This is a genomic window from Planococcus sp. SSTMD024, assembly GCF_041320495.1.
Taxonomy (GTDB): Bacteria; Bacillota; Bacilli; order Bacillales_A; family Planococcaceae; genus Planococcus.
In genome coordinates this window covers 15,225-34,936 of sequence record NZ_JBGGNS010000010.1, presented here as the reverse complement: position 1 = coordinate 34,936, position 19,712 = coordinate 15,225, and the positions used below count along the sequence as shown (strand labels likewise).

Annotated in this window: 22 protein-coding genes; 8 read left to right on the top strand and 14 right to left on the bottom strand. The window is 50.8% G+C overall.

The features are described 5' to 3' along the window. Nucleotides 1-133: 133 nt before the first annotated feature. Both AB9R92_RS02420 and AB9R92_RS02415 read right to left on the bottom strand, forming a co-directional pair. A complete protein-coding gene (locus tag AB9R92_RS02420) occupies nucleotides 134-2,146 on the bottom strand; it encodes an ABC1 kinase family protein (protein WP_370667942.1) in 2,013 nt (670 codons plus the stop codon). A gap of 237 nt (nucleotides 2,147-2,383) precedes the next feature. Then, entirely contained in the window at nucleotides 2,384-2,839 is a 456-nt protein-coding gene (locus AB9R92_RS02415; RefSeq protein WP_370667941.1) for an SRPBCC family protein, read from the bottom strand. 106 nt (nucleotides 2,840-2,945) lie between these two features. Here AB9R92_RS02415 and AB9R92_RS02410 point away from each other — a divergent pair, with 106 nt between their 5' ends. Beyond that, nucleotides 2,946-3,158 (top strand): hypothetical protein, encoded by a 213-nt coding sequence (locus AB9R92_RS02410; protein ID WP_370667940.1) that lies wholly within the window; start codon nucleotides 2,946-2,948, stop codon nucleotides 3,156-3,158. A 67-nt stretch (nucleotides 3,159-3,225) separates the two neighbouring features. On the opposite strand, the gene AB9R92_RS02405 is transcribed toward AB9R92_RS02410, so the two are convergent. The 4 genes from AB9R92_RS02405 to AB9R92_RS02390 all read right to left on the bottom strand — a co-directional run bounded on the left by AB9R92_RS02405 (nucleotide 3,226) and on the right by AB9R92_RS02390 (nucleotide 5,001). After that, on the bottom strand, nucleotides 3,226-3,570 hold the full coding sequence (locus AB9R92_RS02405) for a hypothetical protein (protein WP_370667939.1): 345 nt from the start codon (nucleotides 3,568-3,570) through the stop codon (nucleotides 3,226-3,228). Nucleotides 3,571-3,598: 28 nt separating this feature from the next. Next, entirely contained in the window at nucleotides 3,599-4,186 is a 588-nt protein-coding gene (locus AB9R92_RS02400; protein WP_370667938.1) for a histidine phosphatase family protein, read from the bottom strand. 48 nt (nucleotides 4,187-4,234) lie between these two features. Then, entirely contained in the window at nucleotides 4,235-4,438 is a 204-nt protein-coding gene (locus AB9R92_RS02395; RefSeq protein WP_370667937.1) for a hypothetical protein, read from the bottom strand. A 197-nt stretch (nucleotides 4,439-4,635) separates the two neighbouring features. Further along, a complete protein-coding gene (locus AB9R92_RS02390) occupies nucleotides 4,636-5,001 on the bottom strand; it encodes a nuclear transport factor 2 family protein (protein ID WP_370667936.1) in 366 nt (121 codons plus the stop codon). A gap of 241 nt (nucleotides 5,002-5,242) precedes the next feature. Here AB9R92_RS02390 and AB9R92_RS02385 point away from each other — a divergent pair, with 241 nt between their 5' ends. Then, complete coding sequence (locus tag AB9R92_RS02385) at nucleotides 5,243-5,518, top strand: HPr family phosphocarrier protein (protein WP_370667935.1); 276 nt, start codon at nucleotides 5,243-5,245, stop codon at nucleotides 5,516-5,518. Nucleotides 5,519-5,608: 90 nt separating this feature from the next. Here the strand turns inward: AB9R92_RS02385 and AB9R92_RS02380 are convergent, their stop codons facing one another. From AB9R92_RS02380 to AB9R92_RS02370, 3 genes are read right to left on the bottom strand one after another with little or no spacing between them, the layout of a single operon-like run. Next, nucleotides 5,609-7,537, bottom strand: a complete 1,929-nt coding sequence (locus tag AB9R92_RS02380; RefSeq protein ID WP_370667934.1) for a PTS fructose transporter subunit IIABC — start codon at nucleotides 7,535-7,537, stop codon at nucleotides 5,609-5,611. Between the two features lie 4 nt (nucleotides 7,538-7,541). Then, on the bottom strand, nucleotides 7,542-8,465 hold the full coding sequence (gene pfkB, locus AB9R92_RS02375) for a 1-phosphofructokinase (protein WP_370667933.1): 924 nt from the start codon (nucleotides 8,463-8,465) through the stop codon (nucleotides 7,542-7,544). Then, nucleotides 8,462-9,217 carry a DeoR/GlpR family DNA-binding transcription regulator gene (locus AB9R92_RS02370; RefSeq protein ID WP_370667932.1) on the bottom strand — a complete coding sequence of 252 codons (756 nt, stop codon included), beginning with the start codon at nucleotides 9,215-9,217 and terminating at the stop codon, nucleotides 8,462-8,464. Before AB9R92_RS02370 ends, pfkB begins: the two co-directional genes overlap by 4 nt. 145 nt (nucleotides 9,218-9,362) lie before the next feature. Between AB9R92_RS02370 and AB9R92_RS02365 the strand changes: the two genes are divergently transcribed. Next, the gene (locus AB9R92_RS02365; RefSeq protein ID WP_370667931.1) at nucleotides 9,363-9,632 is read left to right on the top strand and encodes a phosphocarrier protein HPr; all 270 of its coding nucleotides are present in this window, start codon (nucleotides 9,363-9,365) and stop codon (nucleotides 9,630-9,632) included. Beyond that, nucleotides 9,629-11,341, top strand: coding sequence for a phosphoenolpyruvate--protein phosphotransferase (gene ptsP / locus AB9R92_RS02360; protein ID WP_370667930.1), 1,713 nt, complete (start codon nucleotides 9,629-9,631; stop codon nucleotides 11,339-11,341). The genes AB9R92_RS02365 and ptsP overlap by 4 nt, the downstream gene beginning before the upstream one ends. A 46-nt stretch (nucleotides 11,342-11,387) precedes the next feature. Here the strand turns inward: ptsP and AB9R92_RS02355 are convergent, their stop codons facing one another. From AB9R92_RS02355 to AB9R92_RS02345, 3 genes are all read right to left on the bottom strand, one after another. Further along, a complete protein-coding gene (locus AB9R92_RS02355; protein ID WP_370667929.1) occupies nucleotides 11,388-12,110 on the bottom strand; it encodes a 3-ketoacyl-ACP reductase in 723 nt (240 codons plus the stop codon). Between the two features lie 111 nt (nucleotides 12,111-12,221). Next, nucleotides 12,222-13,157 carry an MBL fold metallo-hydrolase gene (locus tag AB9R92_RS02350; protein ID WP_370667928.1) on the bottom strand — a complete coding sequence of 312 codons (936 nt, stop codon included), beginning with the start codon at nucleotides 13,155-13,157 and terminating at the stop codon, nucleotides 12,222-12,224. A 97-nt stretch (nucleotides 13,158-13,254) separates the two neighbouring features. Then, nucleotides 13,255-14,391 (bottom strand): M14 family zinc carboxypeptidase, encoded by a 1,137-nt coding sequence (locus tag AB9R92_RS02345; protein ID WP_370667943.1) that lies wholly within the window; start codon nucleotides 14,389-14,391, stop codon nucleotides 13,255-13,257. A gap of 387 nt (nucleotides 14,392-14,778) precedes the next feature. Between AB9R92_RS02345 and AB9R92_RS02340 the strand changes: the two genes are divergently transcribed. The 4 genes from AB9R92_RS02340 to AB9R92_RS02325 all read left to right on the top strand — a co-directional run bounded on the left by AB9R92_RS02340 (nucleotide 14,779) and on the right by AB9R92_RS02325 (nucleotide 17,560). Next, nucleotides 14,779-15,633 carry an NAD(P)H-hydrate dehydratase gene (locus AB9R92_RS02340; protein WP_370667927.1) on the top strand — a complete coding sequence of 285 codons (855 nt, stop codon included), beginning with the start codon at nucleotides 14,779-14,781 and terminating at the stop codon, nucleotides 15,631-15,633. A 221-nt stretch (nucleotides 15,634-15,854) separates the two neighbouring features. Beyond that, on the top strand, nucleotides 15,855-16,475 hold the full coding sequence (locus AB9R92_RS02335; RefSeq protein WP_370667926.1) for a hypothetical protein: 621 nt from the start codon (nucleotides 15,855-15,857) through the stop codon (nucleotides 16,473-16,475). After that, on the top strand, nucleotides 16,472-17,044 hold the full coding sequence (locus AB9R92_RS02330; RefSeq protein ID WP_370667925.1) for a peroxiredoxin family protein: 573 nt from the start codon (nucleotides 16,472-16,474) through the stop codon (nucleotides 17,042-17,044). The genes AB9R92_RS02335 and AB9R92_RS02330 overlap by 4 nt, the downstream gene beginning before the upstream one ends. A gap of 96 nt (nucleotides 17,045-17,140) precedes the next feature. Further along, nucleotides 17,141-17,560, top strand: a complete 420-nt coding sequence (locus AB9R92_RS02325) for a DUF2892 domain-containing protein (RefSeq protein WP_370667924.1) — start codon at nucleotides 17,141-17,143, stop codon at nucleotides 17,558-17,560. Nucleotides 17,561-17,593: 33 nt separating this feature from the next. On the opposite strand, the gene AB9R92_RS02320 is transcribed toward AB9R92_RS02325, so the two are convergent. Both AB9R92_RS02320 and AB9R92_RS02315 read right to left on the bottom strand, forming a co-directional pair. Next, nucleotides 17,594-18,688 (bottom strand): acyltransferase family protein, encoded by a 1,095-nt coding sequence (locus AB9R92_RS02320; RefSeq protein ID WP_370667922.1) that lies wholly within the window; start codon nucleotides 18,686-18,688, stop codon nucleotides 17,594-17,596. 209 nt (nucleotides 18,689-18,897) lie between these two features. After that, nucleotides 18,898-19,623 carry an SGNH/GDSL hydrolase family protein gene (locus AB9R92_RS02315; protein ID WP_370667920.1) on the bottom strand — a complete coding sequence of 242 codons (726 nt, stop codon included), beginning with the start codon at nucleotides 19,621-19,623 and terminating at the stop codon, nucleotides 18,898-18,900. Between the last annotated feature and the right edge of the window lie 89 nt (nucleotides 19,624-19,712).

Here is a 19,712-nt window from a genome sequence, read left to right as displayed (position 1 = left end):
GCAAAAACACCTCCGATTTCAGTACTTGTGATAAGTGTACCATCTCGAAGGTGTTTTATAGTGTCTCATTTTACTGTGTTAGTCTAGACGGATGGGGGCTTGCTTTATGTTGCAGACCAAGCGATTCAAGCGACTATTTGTACTGGTTGCTGCGTTTCATATCACGAATAGCCTGAATGGATAGCCTGACAAGCAAGATGACGCACAGGAACAATCCGCCGTATGCGGCAGTGTTCAAGTAAATCGCATAAACGGTATCGATAAATTGGGCAATGGCCAATAAGGCAGCCGAGATGAACCCGAACGTGATTCCAGACATCAATAAGACGAACCTGGAGAATAATTGCATGACAAATCCCGAGTTGTGCTTATCGGAAAACACATCATGGTGCAATATGATTTTGCCGCCTTCTACGCGCCGGATCAATTGATCGATGCGTTTCGGCAGCTTGGCGACTTCCGGCAAAATCAGCACCAATTCCTCTTCGATGCGTTCCTTGGTCGCGAGCGGTTGTTTAAAAGGCTTTTTCAACACGGAGGTCTTGTATTCTTTCGCAAAGCTTTTCGCTTCCGTGAACATATCGAACTTCGGGTCGATAGTGTGCAAAGTGCTGTCGAGGCTGATCAACGACCTGAGCGCGATTCCCACAGACGGATAAAACGCCAAGCCGAATTCACGGGTGACATCGAATAAGGAGTGGATCAATTCTGCAGTCGGGATCCGGTCGACATAGGAAATCTTCAATAAAATCTCCCCGATGGCTTGTTCAAATTTCGCCCCGTCGAGCTTCTCGCCATTTTCCACCAGCTTTCTGACGGCATCATGGACGATGCTGGCATCGTTTTGCTGGATGCCAATGATGAAATGATTGAGCGCTTCCTGCTGCGGGGCTGTCAAGCGGCCGACCGAACCAAAATCAAGCAAAATCGGTTGGCCATCCGTTTCGTCGATAAAAATATTGCCAGGATGCGGATCGGCGTGGAATATGCCGGAAAACAGCATTTGTTCCAAGAATGAAAACAACACCGTACGCCCGAATCTTTTCGGCTCGACAGCAAAGTGACGGAACACCGCATCTCCTTTTGAAATACTTTTGCCTTGGAAATACTGCATGACGATAATCGTTGAATTGCTGTATTCCCGGTACACTTTCGGGATTTTGACTTGGTTTTTGCTGTCTTCCAGGGCGTTCTTCACTTGAATCATATTGCGCATTTCGATTTCAAAGTCGATTTCCTCGCGCAAGCCATTGGCGAAGCCAACCGCCAATTCACGGAATCCGATATTCTGCGCCCATGTGGATTTACTGGACACCCATTCGGCAAATTCCACTAAAATGTCCAAATCATCCCGCATGATGGCGCTCACTTCCGGACGCTGCATCTTAATGATGACTTCTTCATTGTTCTTGCGCAAAACGCCGCGGTGGATCTGGCCGATCGATGCTGATGCGAGCGGTTCTTTCTCGAGTTTGGAAAACACTTCTTCAATGGGCTGTGTCATGGATTTTCTTAGGATTTCCGTCACTTGTTCTTTTGGCAGAGCTTTGACGTTTTGCTGCAACTGGCTCAGTTCCTCGATGAAGACTGGAGCGAACAAATCCGTCCGGGTCGACAATACTTGGCCGAATTTGATGAATACGCCCCCGGCTTCTTCCAGCGTCCTGCGGAAAGCGACCGCCAGCTCCCGGTTGTTTTCACGATGACGCGCATACTTCAAGGTGCTGGAAATGCCGTTCTTGACCGCAATCTCCAGCACTTTGCTTAAGCGTTTCTGGCGTCTCCAGCGGCTGCGCAGCCGTTTCCAGATGAATTTGCGGTTCGTGATGCGTTCGCCGCGGTCTCCCAGTTCAATCGGATCGAATAATTCGAGGATCAAGTAAAAGAGCATCGAAATCATCAGCATGCTGCCGATCCAAATGACTGTGCTGGTATCTGTCAACATCGTCGCGAAAGCATCATCCATAAATTCGGTATAGCGCAAATAGGAATACCAATATACAAATGTCGTCAGGACAACCCCGAGCACGACAGACAATATCCGTTTGGTGAAATTCACTTTCGACCCCATTAACCGGCCGCTGACAAAATAAATAAAAATGGCGATGACCAGCATTTCAGCAATCATCCGTACATATATGACCATTCGTGCACTCCTTTCCCTGAACCACAGAACCGACGTTGTTTTACCGGTTCGTCTTTCGCTGAAATAAACCTATAGCCCTTCTATATAAGTAATTTCGAGGTGTCGCCAAGCCCTTCCTTCTTTTTGTTGGCGATGAATAAATTTTGTTTGTGGGCTGTTTTTGAATTTCTATTATTTCCTTATGTAGTTAATTACATTTATATTCTTCTTACACCATCTTCTTTCCAAGCCAACGTTTTAGCTTTCCCGTTCGGCTTGTTCCTTGACCCGGTTCATGAAATTCAATACGGTGCTTCGCGCGGCTTTTTTGCTGCCTGCCAACAGCATCATCTTCCCTGTGATGCTCATCCCTTTGTTTTGCCCTTCGTAAACAAAGCGCGTCTTTTGTGGCGACTCTTTTTCCAAGCTGAATGCGTAGCGCACTTTGAACATCTGCCCCATCTCAAAAGCCGTCTCGCGGTATTTTTTCTCCAGTTCATCCACATACGATAAAGTTTCTACGATATACCGTTGCTGCTGGTTGCCTTCTGTGTACACTTGCGCGTGTTTAGCGCCTGTCGCGTTATTCTCCCCTTCAAGCAGCTCATGTGATTCCACTTTCGGCATGATGCGCTGGATGTGCTCGTCTTGAAACAATTCCCACACCCGTTCGATCGGCGCTTCGATGACCATTTGCTCTTTCCATCTGACCATTTTCCTCATCCTTTCGTGAACTCTTTTCTACAATTCCCTTAAACGCTTACGCCTGTGCGTCAATTCCGTTACAATGAACAGAGCAAAACGATTATGGAGTGATTTGATGAGAACCTCAACGATTCTATTCATTTTTTTACTGGTGATGCATCTATTGACCGTCCTCAACACCTTGGTGTTCGGAGGCAATTTGAATGATCTTGTGTTCTGGTTCAATTCCGCCTTATTTATGGCGGCGCTGGCTGTGTTTGTATACCGGCGCGGCATATTCGATGCCAAGGAGGCGCCTCCTGCCGAAACTGCCAAAAAACGCAAATGATTGGGTGCGGGAAGAAATGAATCCATCCCCCGAAAAACACCGCCGATTTCCGGCGGTGTTTTTTCATTCAATTCTTTTCATATGATTGAAGAATTTCTTCACACTTGCCGGTCAGCCTGGTAGACCCCATGAACGCTTGCAGCAGGCCTTTGACGACCAAGTCTGTGAATTTTGGGCCCAAGTTCGCGGCCTGCTGCTTAAAAGCTTTCACATCGCCTTCGCAGCCGCGAATCAATTGGGTGAAGGCCTGGAGTTCAGCTTTTGACAAATCATGCACCACGATCGCTTCATGGATGGTCGGGTCTTGCATTTTCTCTTCCAACAATTGTCCGAGCAGCGCCTGCAGCGTCCGGTTATGAAACTTCAATTTTTCGACTTCCTCGTGCAAGCTTCTCAGTTCAGCGTGTTCCATATGTCGATCTCCTTTTGGCTTAATGCGCTCACTTTGACTGCGCATCCAGCAGTTCAAGATGGTCGATGAAATTATATTTCTGGATCTCCCAGCGTTCGCTGGCATACGCCAAGTGATTCATGCCGCCATTTTGCAAACGGACTTCGCCGTCGTATTCCCCGTGCGCCAATTGTTCAAGAATCGCATTGATGACGCCTCCATGCGCGACGACGAGCACACGCCGGTTACCGAATCGTTCATTGAGTTGCGCGAGCCCCTTCGACAGCCTGTTGTGGAATTCTTGCGCTTGTTCCTGCCCTGGGTAATTTTTGTCCGGATACAAGCCGTAACGCTCTTCCGCCGTCATGCCTTCTGCTTTGCCGAAGTGCTTTTCCTGGAACTCTGTCATTTCAAAGACGGGCAAACGCATCGTTTCATTGATAATGGCGGCGGTCTCTTTAGCACGCTTGAGCGGGCTCGTCACGATGACGTCCCACGCTTCTTTCGTCAAATGAGATTCGCATGCGCGTGCTTGCTGCTTCCCCGTCTCATTCAACGGCACATCCGTCGTTCCTTGAATGCGGCCGATCTTATTCCATTCTGTTTCTCCGTGCCGAATCAGGCAGATTGTCGTCATCGTCCTCTACTTCCCTTCCGCTGCTATGTGATTGCTTGCTGCCAGCCCTCAATCTTCGCGTTGTTTTGTTTTGCGTTGGTTGCTCCAGCGCCAGAACATGAGCGCTTCCCCGATCACCACACCGATCGCCCCGGCAGCGACCAAAGTCGATGTATCCGGGTCATCGTTGATCAAAAATGCAATGACGACACCCGCTACGAGCCCGCTCAGTAAAACAGCGTAAGCATTTTTGCGTGATTTCAGATAATCCACTGTCTTGCACCCTTTCTTGTTGCTTATTAATCCATCTTGCCGAAGTTTTCCTGAGAACGCAAGAATTGTCAGCAGCCTTCTGCCTGTATTGGCCTATTTTCTTGTGTGCTTGTTTTGAAATTCTTTTATACCCTTATGTAGTTTAATACATTTTAATTAAATGAAAAGACATCAAAAAAATAGAGCCCGCTTCGGCTCTATTTCGTTTCAACCACGAACGATGTAATTTTCGTTATTTGCAGCTCGCCGTCTCCTTGCCATTCGTAAAAATCACAATAACAATATTTGCGTTCCCGCTCGTTACCGCCTTTGGCAGTCATGACGCCTTTTACCGCACCTTCTTGCCCTTCCGCAATAATAGTGTCGATTTCAAAAGCCATTTGCGTATAATCCTGCATTCCGAAAGCCGCATCCACTAACGCCTGCTTCCCCTTTAAAGGCAGGGCCCCGACCATGATCCATACCACATCATCCGTAATATGCTGCTCGATGAATTCTTTATCTCCTTTGAAAAAAGCGTCGTTGAAGTCCCTTAAAAAGTCGGCCGTGCTGCTGGTCTTCATGTTTTTCCCTCCCTCATGCTGTCCTTTCGGTCATAGCTTAATGAACGATACAAGTTTTTATCAGAATATTCAACTTATTTACATTTTACTCCCTTTCTGTCTGCCTGCCTAGTCTGTTGTTCGATTTTCCACTTAATTTTCGCCGCTTCCATCCCTCCTTGCAAGCTTACGCTTAACAAGGGCGATGAGAAAACCTTATAATGGGGAAATGCGCATCTGCATAAGGAGGAGAAAACCGTAAATGGCCACAAAACAATTTTTCATTACTGCGGAAGAAGGCTTGCATGCGCGGCCCGCCGCAGCTCTTGTCAGTGAGGCGAACCGTTTCCACTGTGAACTATCGCTAGAATTCAAAAACAAGACCGTCAACTTGAAATCCATACTCGGCGTCATGGCACTTGGGATTCCGACCCGCTCGACCATCACGATCCATGCAGACGGCCGGGACGCACATGAAGCAATTGCCGGCACATCCGCCCTGTTGCTTGAAAAAGGCATGATCGATGCCGATCAATGAACCCATTCGGCTTTAAAGGGAGTTCTCTCTTGCTTCTTTCTTGTCCATAAAAAAACCGCCACCCGGTGAAACCGGATGGCGGTTTTTCATTTATGCAGCTGCCGTAATATTTTTCTTCAGCAACCCGACGAGGATTGCCGTCACGAATGAACCGGCAAGTATCGCGACCAAATACAGCAAGATGCTTGGAAGTCCTCCGTCGACCAAGCCGATGACGAAGACGCCGCCGTGTGGTGCACGGAGTCCGATATCGAACAGCATGACTAACGCCCCGGTCGTTGCCGCCCCTGCAATCGCTGACGGGATGACCCGCGCCGGATCGGCTGCAGCAAACGGGATGACGCCTTCGGTGATAAAGCTCGCGCCGAGAACATAAGCCGTTTTGCCGGCTTCACGTTCCGGTTTGGTGAATTTCTTCTTGAACATCGTTGTGGCGATGGCCAGTCCAAGCGGCGGGACCATGCCCGCTGCCATGACCGTCGCCATGAAATTGAAATTCTGTGCGTCGAGCATGGCGATGCCGAATGTGTAGGCGGCTTTGTTGACCGGCCCGCCCATATCGACTGCCATCATGCCGCCAAGGAGAAGTCCGACGAGAACCAGGTTCGTGCCGCCTAGGCCTTCGAGGAATGCGGAGATGCCTGTGTATACTTGCGTCAAGGGCGGGTTGATGAGCATCATGACGACTCCTGTGATAAGAATGCTGAATACCGGATAGAACAACACGGGTTTCAAACCTTCCAGGCTTTGCGGAATGCCCGAGAACACTTTCTTCACGAGAAGCGTCACGTAACCGGCAAGGAATCCGGCGATCAAACCGCCGAGGAAACCGGAACCGCCGCTAGCTTCTTCGACGCCTGTGACCGTGATCGCAAGCAAGCCCCCGATCATCCCTGGCGCGAAGCCGGGACGGTCGGCAATGCTCATCGCAATGAATCCGGCAAGGACCGGAACCATCAGGAAGAACGCCGTGCCCCCGCCGATGGTTGACAGCATCGCAGCAAATTCATTGTATTCCGGGCTATCCGGGTCTGCCGCGTTGATGCCGAAGAAGAACGACAGGGCGATCAAGATCCCGCCGCCGACGACGAATGGCAGCATGTTCGATACACCGTTCATCAAATGCTTGTAGAATCCTGATTTCGGCTCTGTCCCGGCATCCGCATCTTTGGTGCGGTCATGCTTATAGACCGGTGCATCTTGTGCAAGTGCGCGGTCCAAAAGCTGGTCCGCTTCGTAGATGGCTTTGCCGACTTGTGTCTGGATGACGTGTTTTCCGTCGAATCTTGCCATTTCGACTTTCGTGTCGGCTGCAACGATAATGGTGTCCGCTTCCGCGATCTCTGCATCGGTCAAGCGGTTTTTCACCCCGCTCGACCCGTTCGTTTCCACTTTCAAGTTGATGCCCCGCTCTTTCGCACGCCCGTTAAGCTTTTCCGCCGCCATATAGGTGTGGGCAATGCCAGTCGGGCACGCCGTGACTGCGAGGATTTTGCCGCCTGCAGCGGGTTCTGTTGTACCGGCAACCGGTGCTGCCTCATCTGTTGGTTCCGGCCCCTCCACTTCCGCTTCTTTCGCAGAGACGATATCCAACACTTGCTGTTTCGACTGCGCTTCCAAAATGTTGACGCGGAATTTCTCATCCATCAGGAAGGTCGCAAGGCGCGATAAAGCTTCCAGGTGGTCATCGTTTGCCCCTGCTGTCGCCGCGATCATGAAAAACAATTGGGCAGGCTGCCCGTCCAGCGATTCGAAGTCAATTCCTTCAAACGACCGGCCGAACGCAATGGCCGGTTCTTTGACCGCTTCGGATTTGGCGTGCGGAATGGCAATCGTATCACCGATGCCCGTTGTGCTTTGTTCTTCCCGCGCCAGGATGTCTTTCGTGAATTGCTGCTTGTCGTTCAACTTCCCGGCCTGGTCCAATTGCTCGGCCAATTCGTTTAGTACGTCGCGTTTGGTACCGGCTTTCAGATCCAGAATAATGGTGCTTTCCGTCAATAATTGTGTAATTCTCATTTTGTCACATCCTTTTTTCGAATGGTGTTACGGTCACTTCAGGAAGCAATTGCTCGACATCTGCCAGCTCGCATAAATCGGTCCGGAACGCCGTGGCGCTGCCGCTGGCGACGCCGTATTGGAATGCTTTGCTTGGATCTTGATGGTGTATATAAGAAGCGATGAATCCTGACACCAAGGAGTCTCCCGAGCCGACGGTGTTGACGACTTTGCCTTTTGGCACATTCGCTGTATAGCCATGGTCACGGGACGCATAGATGGCTCCCGCCCCGCCCATGGAGACAACAACATGCTCGACTCCTCTGTCCACCAGCAGGCTGGCATAATGGAACGCTTGTGCTTGGGTGTTGACTTCAACTCCGAAAATCTCCCCCAGTTCATGCTCGTTCGGTTTAATGAGAAAAGGCTTTGTATCCAGCAATTCCTTCAGAGCAGGGCCAGACGTGTCGAGCACAAAATGGACGCCCCGCTCCTGGCAGCGGTCTGCCAGGCCCTTGAAAAATTGGGTCGACACCGAGGACGGCAAGCTGCCCGCCAGGACGAACCAGTCGCCTGTTGTCATAAGGGCAATCTTGTCTTTCAATTGTTCCAGCTGCGCTTCCCCTAATACCGGGCCGGGCCCGTTCAGTTCCGTTTCCTGGTCCGTCTTGATTTTGACGTTGATCCGCGTAATGGCGCCGGTATCGACAAAATCGGTCTCGATGCCTTCTGCGTCCAGGAACTCTTCGATAAAGCGCCCTGTAAAACCGCCGGCGAATCCGAGCGCACGGCTTGTGAGACCTAAGCGGCTGAGTACGCGCGAAACGTTGATGCCTTTGCCGCCGGGGTAATAATACACTTCATCTGACCGGTTCAACGCGCCGCTTTCAAAATGCGGTAAATACGCTGTGTAATCAATGGATGGAGCGAATGTGCATGTGTAGATCATTGTGTCACCACCACCTTAATCGTTGTTTGCCGTTCGATTTCTTCTACTGCGTCTTCCGGCAAGCCGTCGATAATCAAAGCCGAACGGTTTAAGTCGAAAATGTGCGCAAAGCTGATTGTGCCGTATTTGGACTGATCCGCAAGCACATAACAGCTTCTCGATAATTCCCCAGCCCTTCGCTTGACGGCCGCTTCTTCTGGGTCTGGGGTCGTAAAGCCCTCTTCTGGATGAATGCCGTTGACCCCGAGAAAGCTTTTATCAAAGCGGTAATTGTCCAGCGATTCGATTGCCTGCGGGCCGACCAAAGCCCGCGTGCGCGACTTGATGAAGCCGCCCGTCAGATAGGAAGTGATCCCGTGCTCGATCAAGGCTTCCAGATGGCTCAGCCCATTGGTGACAACGGTTACATCTTTGTCTTTTAGAAAAGGGATCATCTCGGCAGTGGTCGTACCCGCATCCAGAAAAATCGCGTCCCCTGTTTTGACGAGCGAGGCCGCATAGCGCGCGACCAGTTGTTTTTCCTTCAGATGCTTCGCCGCTTTATCCGACAGGCTCGGTTCCGGCACGTTTTTTGCGATTTGCTTGGCGCCTCCAAAAACCCGTTCCAGCTTCTGCAGTTCCTCAAGTTCTGTTAAATCGCGGCGGATCGTGGATTCGGAAGCCGAAGTCAGTTCCACCAGCTCTTGGATTTTAATGCTCTGCTTTTCTCTCAAAAGGTTCAAAATCAATTGATGCCGCTCCGTGGTCAGCATGCCATCACCTTCTTTACTTTTCTGATTAAATAGATAATACTTGAAATCGTTTTCAAAATCAATCATAATCATTCATAGGTAATCAAAATCATTCAAAATATGAATGATTCCACTCAAATACGTTCATCTCTAGGAGGAAACCAACATGGTAGAAAAGCAATATACAATTACGGACGAAGCAGGCATCCACGCTCGCCCGGCATCGGCACTCGTCGGCTCCATCTCGAAATTCCAATCGGACATCACGCTCGGCTTTAACGGCAAGCAAGTGAACTTGAAATCGATTCTCGGCGTCATGTCGCTCGGCATTGCATCGGGCTCGACCGTTACGATCGCTGCGGACGGAGCGGATGAAGAGGAAGCGATGGCGAAGATCGACGAAGTGCTGAAAGCGGAAGGAATCTCCAACGAATGACTGTATCGCTCTCCGGCATCGCTGCTTCTACCGGCATTGCCATCGCCAAAGCGTTCCGTCTGGAAAATCCCGAGTTGATTGTCGAACAGCAGAAAGTGGGCGATCCTGTAGAAGAAATCGCCCGTTTTGATGCGGCCGTGGCACAAGCTGCCGCGGAACTCGAAATCATCCAGGAAAAGGCCGCACAGCAAATCAGCGACAAGGAAGCCGCGATTTTCGGCGCCCATTTGCTCGTCCTGGGCGATCCTGAACTGATCGGGCCGATCAAAGAGCGCATTTCAGGCGACAGCGTCAATGCGGAGTTTGCGCTGCAGGAAACCAGCGATATGTTCATCGCGATGTTTGAAGCGATGGACAACGAATATATGAAAGAACGCGCTGCGGATATCAAAGACGTCCGCAAACGGCTGCTGTCCCACCTGCTGGGCGTCAAAATACAAGATCCGAGCATGATCGATGAGGAAGTCATCGTCATAGCCGAAGATTTGACGCCGTCCGATACCGTCCAATTGAATGCCCAGTTTGTCAAAGGCTTCATTACCGATATTGGCGGGCGCACGTCGCATTCAGCCATCCTTGCGCGCACTTTGGAAATTCCGGCAGTGGTCGGCGCCCAAAACGCCATGGCCTCGATTCGCAACGGCCAAACGGTGATCATCGACGGCTTGCAAGGCAAAATCATCGTCGACCCGGACGAAGCGACCATCCAGCAATTCGAGCAGGAAAAAATAGCCTACGACGCCCAAAAAGCCGAATGGGCCAAACTCAAAGACGAGCCAACCGTAAGCAGAGACGGGCAGCGTGTTGAACTTGCCGCCAATATCGGCACGCCGAAAGACCTGGCCGGCGTGCTCGAACACGGCGCGGAAGGCATCGGCCTTTACCGCACCGAGTTTCTCTATATGGGAAGAGACGCCTTCCCGACAGAAGACGAGCAGTTTGACGCCTACTCCACTGTATTAAAAGGCATGGACGGCAAGCCGACCGTCGTCCGGACGCTGGACATTGGCGGCGACAAGGAACTCGCGTATCTGGACTTGCCGAAAGAACTGAACCCGTTCCTTGGCCTGCGCGCGGTCCGCTTATGCTTGGAGATGCCCGAGCTTTTCAGAACACAACTGCGCGCTTTATTGCGAGCAAGTGTTTATGGCAATTTGAAGATCATGTTCCCGATGATCGCGACTGTAGAAGAATTCCGCCAAGCAAAAGCTTTGCTGGAAGAAGAAAAGGCCAAATTGCAGGATGCGGGCATCCCCGTCAGCGACGGCATTGAAGTCGGCATCATGGTGGAGATTCCTTCTGCTGCGGTCATGGCGGATGTCTTCGCAAAAGAAGTGGATTTCTTCTCCATCGGCACGAACGACTTGATCCAGTACACAATGGCCGCAGACCGCATGAATGAACGGGTGTCATACCTTTACCAGCCGTTTAATCCGGCCATTTTGCGCTTGGTGAAGATGGTCATCGACGCCGCGCATAAAGAAGGCAAATGGGCAGGCATGTGCGGCGAGATGGCCGGCGATGACATCGCCATCCCCATTCTTCTCGGGCTCGGCTTGGACGAATTCTCCATGAGCGCTTCTTCTGTCTTGAAGGCGCGTGCGCAAATCAGCCGGTTGTCGAAACAAGAAATGGCTTCCCACATCGATCACCTCCTTGCACTATCGTCATCACAAGAGGTCGAAGCGTACGTTAAAGGAATCAGCTAAAAAAAACCCCTGAATGCCGCAAAGGCATTCAGGGGTTTTTATGCGATTAAAAGGGGTTGGTCGCCCATTGTTTCGATAAGGGAATAAAGATGCGCGGATTCAACTTCAATTGCGAAACGATGTATTCCGCGATGTCTTCCGGCTGCATGAACTTCTCTTTTTCCTGATCCGTTTCATTGCCGGAATCCGTCATGCCCGTAATGACACGACTCGGTGCCAACGCGAATACACGGATATTGTCGGGGCGCACTTCCTGCATCAAGGACTCGCTCATGCCAAGTACCGCGAATTTCGATGCGCTATAGGCGCTTGAGCCTTTCGTTCCTTTGAGTCCCGATGAAGAGGAAATATTGACGATGTCGCCACCTTGCTTCTCCACCATCTGCGGCAGCACCGCTTTCGTCATATGGACCATGCCCATTAAATTGACATTGAGCATATTTTGCCAATCTTCGGTTTCGAGTTCCATAAACTTGCCGTATTTCCCGATGCCCGCATTATTGATGAGGATGTCGATCGTGCCGAGCTCGTCGGTCAATTTCCGGACCGCCGCCTCCACTTGCTTGGGATCCGACACATCGGCTGCCGCAAAAGCTGCGCGGCCGCGCAACGAACGGATTTCCTTCGCCAATTGTTCAATTTCTTTCTCGGTTCTCGCGATCAACCCGACGGCCACGCCTTCATTGGCCAGTGCCAGGGCGGTCGCCCGGCCGATGCCGCGCCCTGCTCCTGTAATAATTGCTGTCTTTTCCGTTAACACTTGTGCCACTTAATTTTCCGCCCTTCAGCTAGATGAATTTTCTCTGCCCTAGTCTTTGCCCGTAAAATAGCGGCGGTAAACCGTCCTATTCACTGGGGATGAACTTTTTTTCAGAACGGTTCAGCTTTGTTTTTGGAAATAATCCAGCAAGCCCTGGGCGCTGACCTGTAAGTCCATTTCGATATAAGGCATGACGCGGTGCGTCTGATTGATGCCTTGTTCCGCCAACTGTGCCATCACCGGTGCCGCCAGCCGTTTCGCCAATTGATCCGCCGATTCATCGTTGTCACAAGCGGCCTTTCCTTCTTCAACGAACACTTCCAACCATGTCAGCACCTGGTCCAGCGCTGCATCCGGGTTCTGTGCAGCGCCGAAATGCCCAAAATAGAGCCAATCGAATTGCTGGTTTTTTATCCGTTCAATCGATGCTTTCATGGCCGCGGGATCGAATTGGTTCGGCGAGGTCGATGGCAAATAAAAGTCGATGCCATCTTCAATCAGCTGTACATAACGGATACCTGCCGTATCGCCCGCGAAAAACCCATTCGACACAGGGTCTAGAATGCCGATATGGTGCTTGGCATGGCCCGGCGTATCCCAGAACTCAAGCGTGCAATCCGGACCGATTTGCAAGCGGTCTCCTTCTGTTTTGATGGCGACGCGGTGTTCGGGCACCGGGACAATCGGATTGAACAATTCGTCGAATTTGCCTCCATATACCGCGCGCGCCCCGGCGATGAGGCGGCTCGGGTCCGCCAAATGCCTGGCGCCTTTCGGATGGACGATGAGTGTGGCGTTCGGGCAATCCTGCATTAGTAAGCCCGCTCCCCCGGCGTGGTCGAGGTGGATGTGCGTCACGATGATGTAGCGGACCTCCTCGAGTGAGAGGCCGAGTTCGTTCAATCCTTGTTTCACATGCTCCACCGACGGGCTCGGGCCTGTTTCGATAATTGTCAGCTGCTGTTCCATGATGACGTAGCTCCCTGTGCGTTGTTCCAGCCCCAGGTCGAAACCATCGATTAAGTGAATGCGGTCGTTCAGTTTACTGATTGCCATAAGACACCCCTTTCTGTTTGTCTTCAGTCTATCAAAGCCTATGCTCGGCCGACAACTCGGCAACTAAAAACGCCGCCCATCCAGGCGGCGTTTTATCTTAATTGCTTGGTCTATAGGAAGTCAGCGGAATGTCTTCATAGGCTTCCGGGTCCAATGAATAAACACTGTCATCAGCCACGCCTTCCACAATGGCCGTCAAACCGCGTTCCACCGATTTGACCAACTGGCCTTTTTCTTTCTGGCCAAGCGACTGGGTTTGGCCGCGCACTTCGAACAACACGGTGCCGCTGCCGTTCAGTGCGTAACTGCCGAGCGCCGTGCCCGGCAAATCGAGCCCTTGTGAATAAAGCGAGATATTGGTGAATTTCGAATTGCCATAGGACTGCAGTTCCTCATACGCCGCTACATTCAGCTGGCGCGAAAAATCATAATCGTAGCGGTCTGCATATTCGCTGTATTTCGCCCCTTCAGCAGTTGATGGGTCCGGCACGAATTGTGCCGACAGCGATAACGTCACCGGATCCGAAGTGCCATCGACATAATACATGCCTTGGTGATGAAGGTCGATAAAGACATCGACGGTGCCGTATTCCGCTTGCAGCGATTTGTAGACGTCACGCGAAACTTGGGCTTCTTTTGTGATAAACCAGCCGGGTTCGTTCGATGCGCCCGGGAAATCTTCCGCTTGTGGCACATAGTCCAGGTCCGGGTTGAAGTCACGGTTGACATCGAATCCAGGATTCGCGCCGTAATCATAGCTTTGGCTGACGCCGCGGTCCAAATAATTCCATGATGGTGTTGCAGCGGCAAGTTCCGGATAGTCCGCCACGACATCGCTCCACGTCATGCTATTGCGGCGCTTATCGCCTTCTGAAGCATCCGGGTTCATCATCGGCATGAAGACAATGGTCACTTCATCGCGCAAGGCTTTGGCTGCTTTCGAGTTGCCGGACAGGGTTTTCAGCATATTCAAAATGGCCACGGTGCCCGTTTTTTCGTTGCCATGGATTTCGCTTTGGATCAGCAGCACTTTGTCGCCTGTCCCGACTGTTGCGGTATAAATGTCGCGCCCTTCGAATGATTGGCCGGCAACATCTACCGAAACCGAGCCTTTACTATTGGCTTCGATGCGCTGGAGTTCTTTTTGCAGCTCTCCATAATCGATAAAGCCGGAAATGGCGTTTTCATGATGGTGCTCAATCGTCTGGGCAGGTTCTGCCGCCTGCACCGGCATCGCCAGCATCGCGCAAAGCCCCGCCATGGTCATGGTTTTGAATATGTGTTTTTTCACTGTCCCCACTCCTTTTGAATTGAATAGGCTGAGTATAGCAAAGCTTGTGAGGATTGCCTATAGTTGTCAGAAATTTCAGTTCTTTGGATATATAATCCACTTCGTCCACTGCACTTCGCCCGTTACCATTGCCGGAGAGGAAGTTTTCAGCTTGCCAGTTTTTATTGTTTAGCGGGACGAAATACCTGCAGGCTGCCATCACCGGCTGAAGCTGTTCATTCATGCAAAACACGATAAGCTAATCTGTTCGCATCAATCGCACGTTTAGGTTTGCCTATGGGCTGGAATCGGCTACAGTTATTGTATATAAGAAAACCGGGAGGGATTTATATGATTGAGTCACAAAAACCGCAAGACAGCATCCTCTGGTCACAGGAAATGGTGCGCCGCACATTGCCAAAACGTGCACAAGACAGCCACAAAGGCGTGTTCGGCACGGCGCTATTAGTGGCGGGAGGCCCGGACATGCCCGGGGCTGCCTTGATATCCGGTCTCGGCGCGCTGACAAGCGGCGTCGGGAAATTGGCAATCGGCACGTATCGGGAAACCATCCGCGCAATCGCACACGCAGCGGCCGAAGCGACGTATGTGCCGGATGCGCTGATCCATATCGCCAATGGCACCCATTCACTCTCTTCCTACAAAGCCATCGCCTGCGGGCCGGGTACGGTGCCGGATGCATTGACCGAAGCGGCTGTTGAAACCTTGCTGAAGTCCCAAGCCCCGCTCATACTCGATGCCGGCGCCCTTAGCGAACGAAACTATGGTGAGAGAAACGCCCCCCTCATCTTGACTCCGCATGTCGGTGAATTCAGCCGGATTTCCGGTTATTCAAAAGAGCAGATCGCAAAGTCTCCAGAATCTTGCGCATCGCATTATGCAATGGAGCATCACTTAACGGTCGTTTTGAAAGGCCCGCAAACGACCATCGCTTTCCCGGATGGCGAACTGTTTCGCAACCCGACAGGAAATGCAGCACTGGCAAAAGGCGGTACCGGGGATATGCTGAGTGGCATGATGCTCGGCATGCTGTGCTGCCACGAAAATTGGCGCCATGCTGTGCTGAATGCCGTCTACTTGCACGGAGCGTGTGCAGACGAATTCATCAAAAGCCGCTCCCCCCACACGATGCTTGCCCGCGACATTGCGGGGCTTCTGCCCGAAGTATGGAAACAATACGAGTGAACGAGAGTTCGAAATTTCGTCACCCGCATCCATGCCAGGCTGTGAACTTGTTCACAGCCTGGCTTTTGTCCGGAAACTCGGCGCAATAGGCTTATTGTTGTAAACATCGCAAGAGATGAAAAAATGGAACTTTCCGTTATAATTGAAAGCGCCAGGCATAAGATTTTCAATACGGACGGAGGTATCTTTATAATGAATAGACACCGCGCGGGACAAAGCCAATGAGCTATGTTCCAATCCTGCACCTGACCGTTCCTGCGGTATGGGTTTCTGTGCTGTTGGCAGCCGCAGCGGCAAGCTTGTTGATGCGCGCTGCGGCAGGGCACAAACCCGGCGAATGGTACTGGAACGCTTTGGCGCTCTACATCCTTGTATGGAAGCTCAGTTACATCGTTTTCAATTTGCAGCATTTTCTTGACATGCCTTTATCCATTCTTTATTTTAATGGCGGTTCGTATGGACATCTGCTCGCCATTACCTTGGTGATGGCTTATTTGCTTGTCGCGCAACAAAGACATGGCGCTTTGGGGGCACAGGCCGCAAATGCCTGGTTATTGTTTTTTTTAGCGTACCAGGCCATTTTGCAATTGTTTGAAGACAATTTCGTCCAATCAGCGCTGCATGCATCACTTTTGGCAGCGGCCGTTTTGTCCATCCGCTTGCTCGCCAAACGCCCAGACGTCCCGAACGGCTTGATGCTCGCTGCATTTTTCACAGTGGAATTGCTCATCTTAAGCGCATTCGGGCCGCTATTGACGTGGCAAAATGCAACGCTCCTCGCCGTTGCCGCATTCACTGCTGCTATGTTTAGACGTTTTGAACAGAAAGGACCGATCACATGATCAAAAAAGCCATTATCGGCATCTTGCTGCTGGCGGCAATTGCCATCATCGCCATCAACTTCTTCGAAGAAGATGCTGCCCCTATTGACACTAGCGAATCCACCAGTTCCACAACTGCACAAGAAACTTCTCTTGCAGAGGGGCTCTCACAAGGGCAAACAGCCCCTGATTTCACATTGACCGACCAGAACGGCGAAATGGTGAAACTCTCCGATTACCGCGGCAAGAAAGTCATCTTGAACTTTTGGGCGACCTGGTGCCCCCCGTGCCGTGCTGAAATGCCGCATATGCAGGAATTTCATGAAAACAACACAGGCGGAGACGTCGAAATTCTAGCAGTCAACTTGACCGCACAGGATAACGGCGATGAAGCAATCCGCTCTTTCATCGATGAATTCGGCTTGACCTTCTCCATGCCGATGGACGAAACCGGCAGCACCGCCCAAACGTATCAAATCCGGACCGTGCCGACCACATACATCCTCAACACGAAAGGCGAAATCGCCCAAAAAATCGTCGGACCGATGGATGAACAGATCATGAAAGACCAGACAGATAGCATCGATTGAGTTTCTCCGCAAGGCTCACATGCACTTTAGGGTTTAAAGAAAAGACATTTGCGGAATACTAGAAGCAGGACTTGCAATGAAATGGAGGATTTTTTCATGGGACTTGATTTAGCAAAAGAACAATTGCCATCGACACAATCTAAAGTGAACGACCGCACACCAGATTACATCAATCAGCAAATCGAACGCGAAACGGAAGCTTCTGTCAATTATTACAAGCGCCAAGGCAAAAATGAAATCCAGGCGCGCATTGAAGAGTTGGACCACGAATGGGACACGGAACGCCTACTGAAAGTAAATTTGGCATCCGTCGCCGCCATTTCCGCTCTTTTGGCAGTTCGGACCAATAGAAAATGGGCCCTTCTGGCAGGCGCTTCAAGCGCAGCCATCATTCAACATGCGCTGCAAGGCTGGACGCCGCCGATCACCATTTTCCGCAAAATGGGCATCCGTACCGTTGATGAAATTAACCGGGAAAAAAAGGCCTTGCAGAATTTATTGAATAAGCCGGAATAAGATAAAAACCCCTAAGCCTTGGCTTAGGGGTTTTTAAGTGTTTTTCGTCGCAGCATCTGTATCACTTGCCGCCACTACAGGCCTCTTGTTCCGCTGCAGCCAGCCTTTAAACTTCCGGTGCAGCGGCAGCTCCAGCTTGAAATGCGCCATAATCCCAAAGAACAGCATCAAAGCGACAAGCACCAGGCTCATGCCGACATCGCCAAACACTTCATGCAATCCTGCTTGGTCCATCAATTCAGAAAATAAGTCGAGCACTACATTATGGACAAGATAAATTGAAAAAGCGGCATTGCCGAGCTGGTGCAGGGCGTTCGGAATGTGGATATCCTTTTTCAAATCGACGGCGCCAAGCCCAATCAGCAACAACATGATAGAGACACTAGCACTCAGTTCGAAGCTGATTTCCGTAAAAGGATTCAACGCATTCATCCAAGTTACAGGGAAGCCGAGCAATCCGAGTACAATGAATAGGTATCCTACGCCGAGCGGAATTTTAATGTTGAGTATGAGCCATGCACAAACCACACCCGCTATGAACATAAAATTATAGGAAACAAACAGGAAATCGAACAGGAAATGGTCAATATAGACAATGCCCGTGGCGCCCAGAAATGACAGGACGCCCCAGCCAGCAAATAGCGCCTTCCCGAGGAAACGCGGGCTCAGAAACAAGGCGGAAAACATGAGATAGAAATAAATCGTGTACTCCAATGACCAAGCAACAATCAAGAACGGGTCTTGCCATTCAGGATTCGGGACCAAAAAAATCGAGGTCAAAATAACCGCAGGATCCCGCTCTGCCCCCGTCGCAAACCACGGGAAGAGAAATGCCAGGATTAGAAACGCCAAGGTCACGACCCAATACAGTGGATAGATCCGAATGAAGCGATTGATCAGAAAATCCGATACTTGGCCTTTTTTGCCGAATTTTTGACGGTATATATAATACGCCATGAAACCGGATAAGGAAAAGAAATAATAGACACCGCCCGTCAGCGGCAAGTACGCCAAATTCCATATGTTAAACCCATAATAGTCCATCATGGTCGTCGATAAATGGTGAAGCATGACCAATATCGGCACCAACGCCCTGGACAATTGGATCAGCACCAGCTTCCTTCTCATACGCCTCACCCCTTTATCCCAAATCCATTTGCCGGTCTAAAGAACTAATGTAAACCGTGAGAACCATCCTATATTTGTTTTTTATAGACATAATATACCACACCCCATTAAAACCACAAGCATTTTATCCCACTGATTGCTGCCGCTACTCCACTCCTTTTTCAGGCACTCAAAAACCCGGAAACCATGGATGGCCCGGGTCTAATCGTTCAACGCCGCTCTCTAGGCACCGCTATGCCGGTCGTCTGCAATGTTTCCAGCAATAGTTGGTGCATGATCGCATAGCCCTCTTCATTCGGATGAATCGAGTCCAGCCAGATGGACGGCAATTTGCCCATTTCCCTAGTGTTCGTGACAATGACACCTTTTGCGCCGATGGCTGAGTTCCACATGCGGAACAAGAGCTTCGTGAAACCGAAATACTGCACTTCTTTTTTCATCGAATTATATAAGCTGTTTTGGACAACCACCACTCGATCGTTGCCATCTCGAATATGCCCATAAATCTCCAGCAAATTGCGGCGGTATTTCTTTTTCAAAGAAGAAAACTGGCGAATCAGCTCGCTTGCGCCTCCGCCCTGGTATTGCCTTAACAAATCGTTGCCGCCGATATTGAGCAGCACAAGGTCGGCTTGCGCCAATTCCGCCTGCCAGTAGTCTGCCCGCAGCCGTTCGACGAGGCCATCGCTTGTCAATCCGTTGATGCCGAAGTTCAGCACTTCGCTATCCGGAAAACTATCTTTCAAATGTCTCGCAATCCCGCCCTCAGTCCCGTAACCATAAGCTACGGAATCGCCGAGAATGAGGATTTTCTGTATATGGTGCGGCTTCGCCGCATTGCGTCGTTTGCGTCGGAGTGCCTTTTGATACAGGGCACTCGCCCGGAAATTCTGGCCCAATCTTCTGCACGCCCCCTCTTTATCGTATCTTTTCATTTTAGCATATTCTGCCGTTTGTTAGCCTATTTCACGCTTCGATGCATAACCCGAGGCACTGTAAGGGTATGGACAAGTAGCACCTAAAA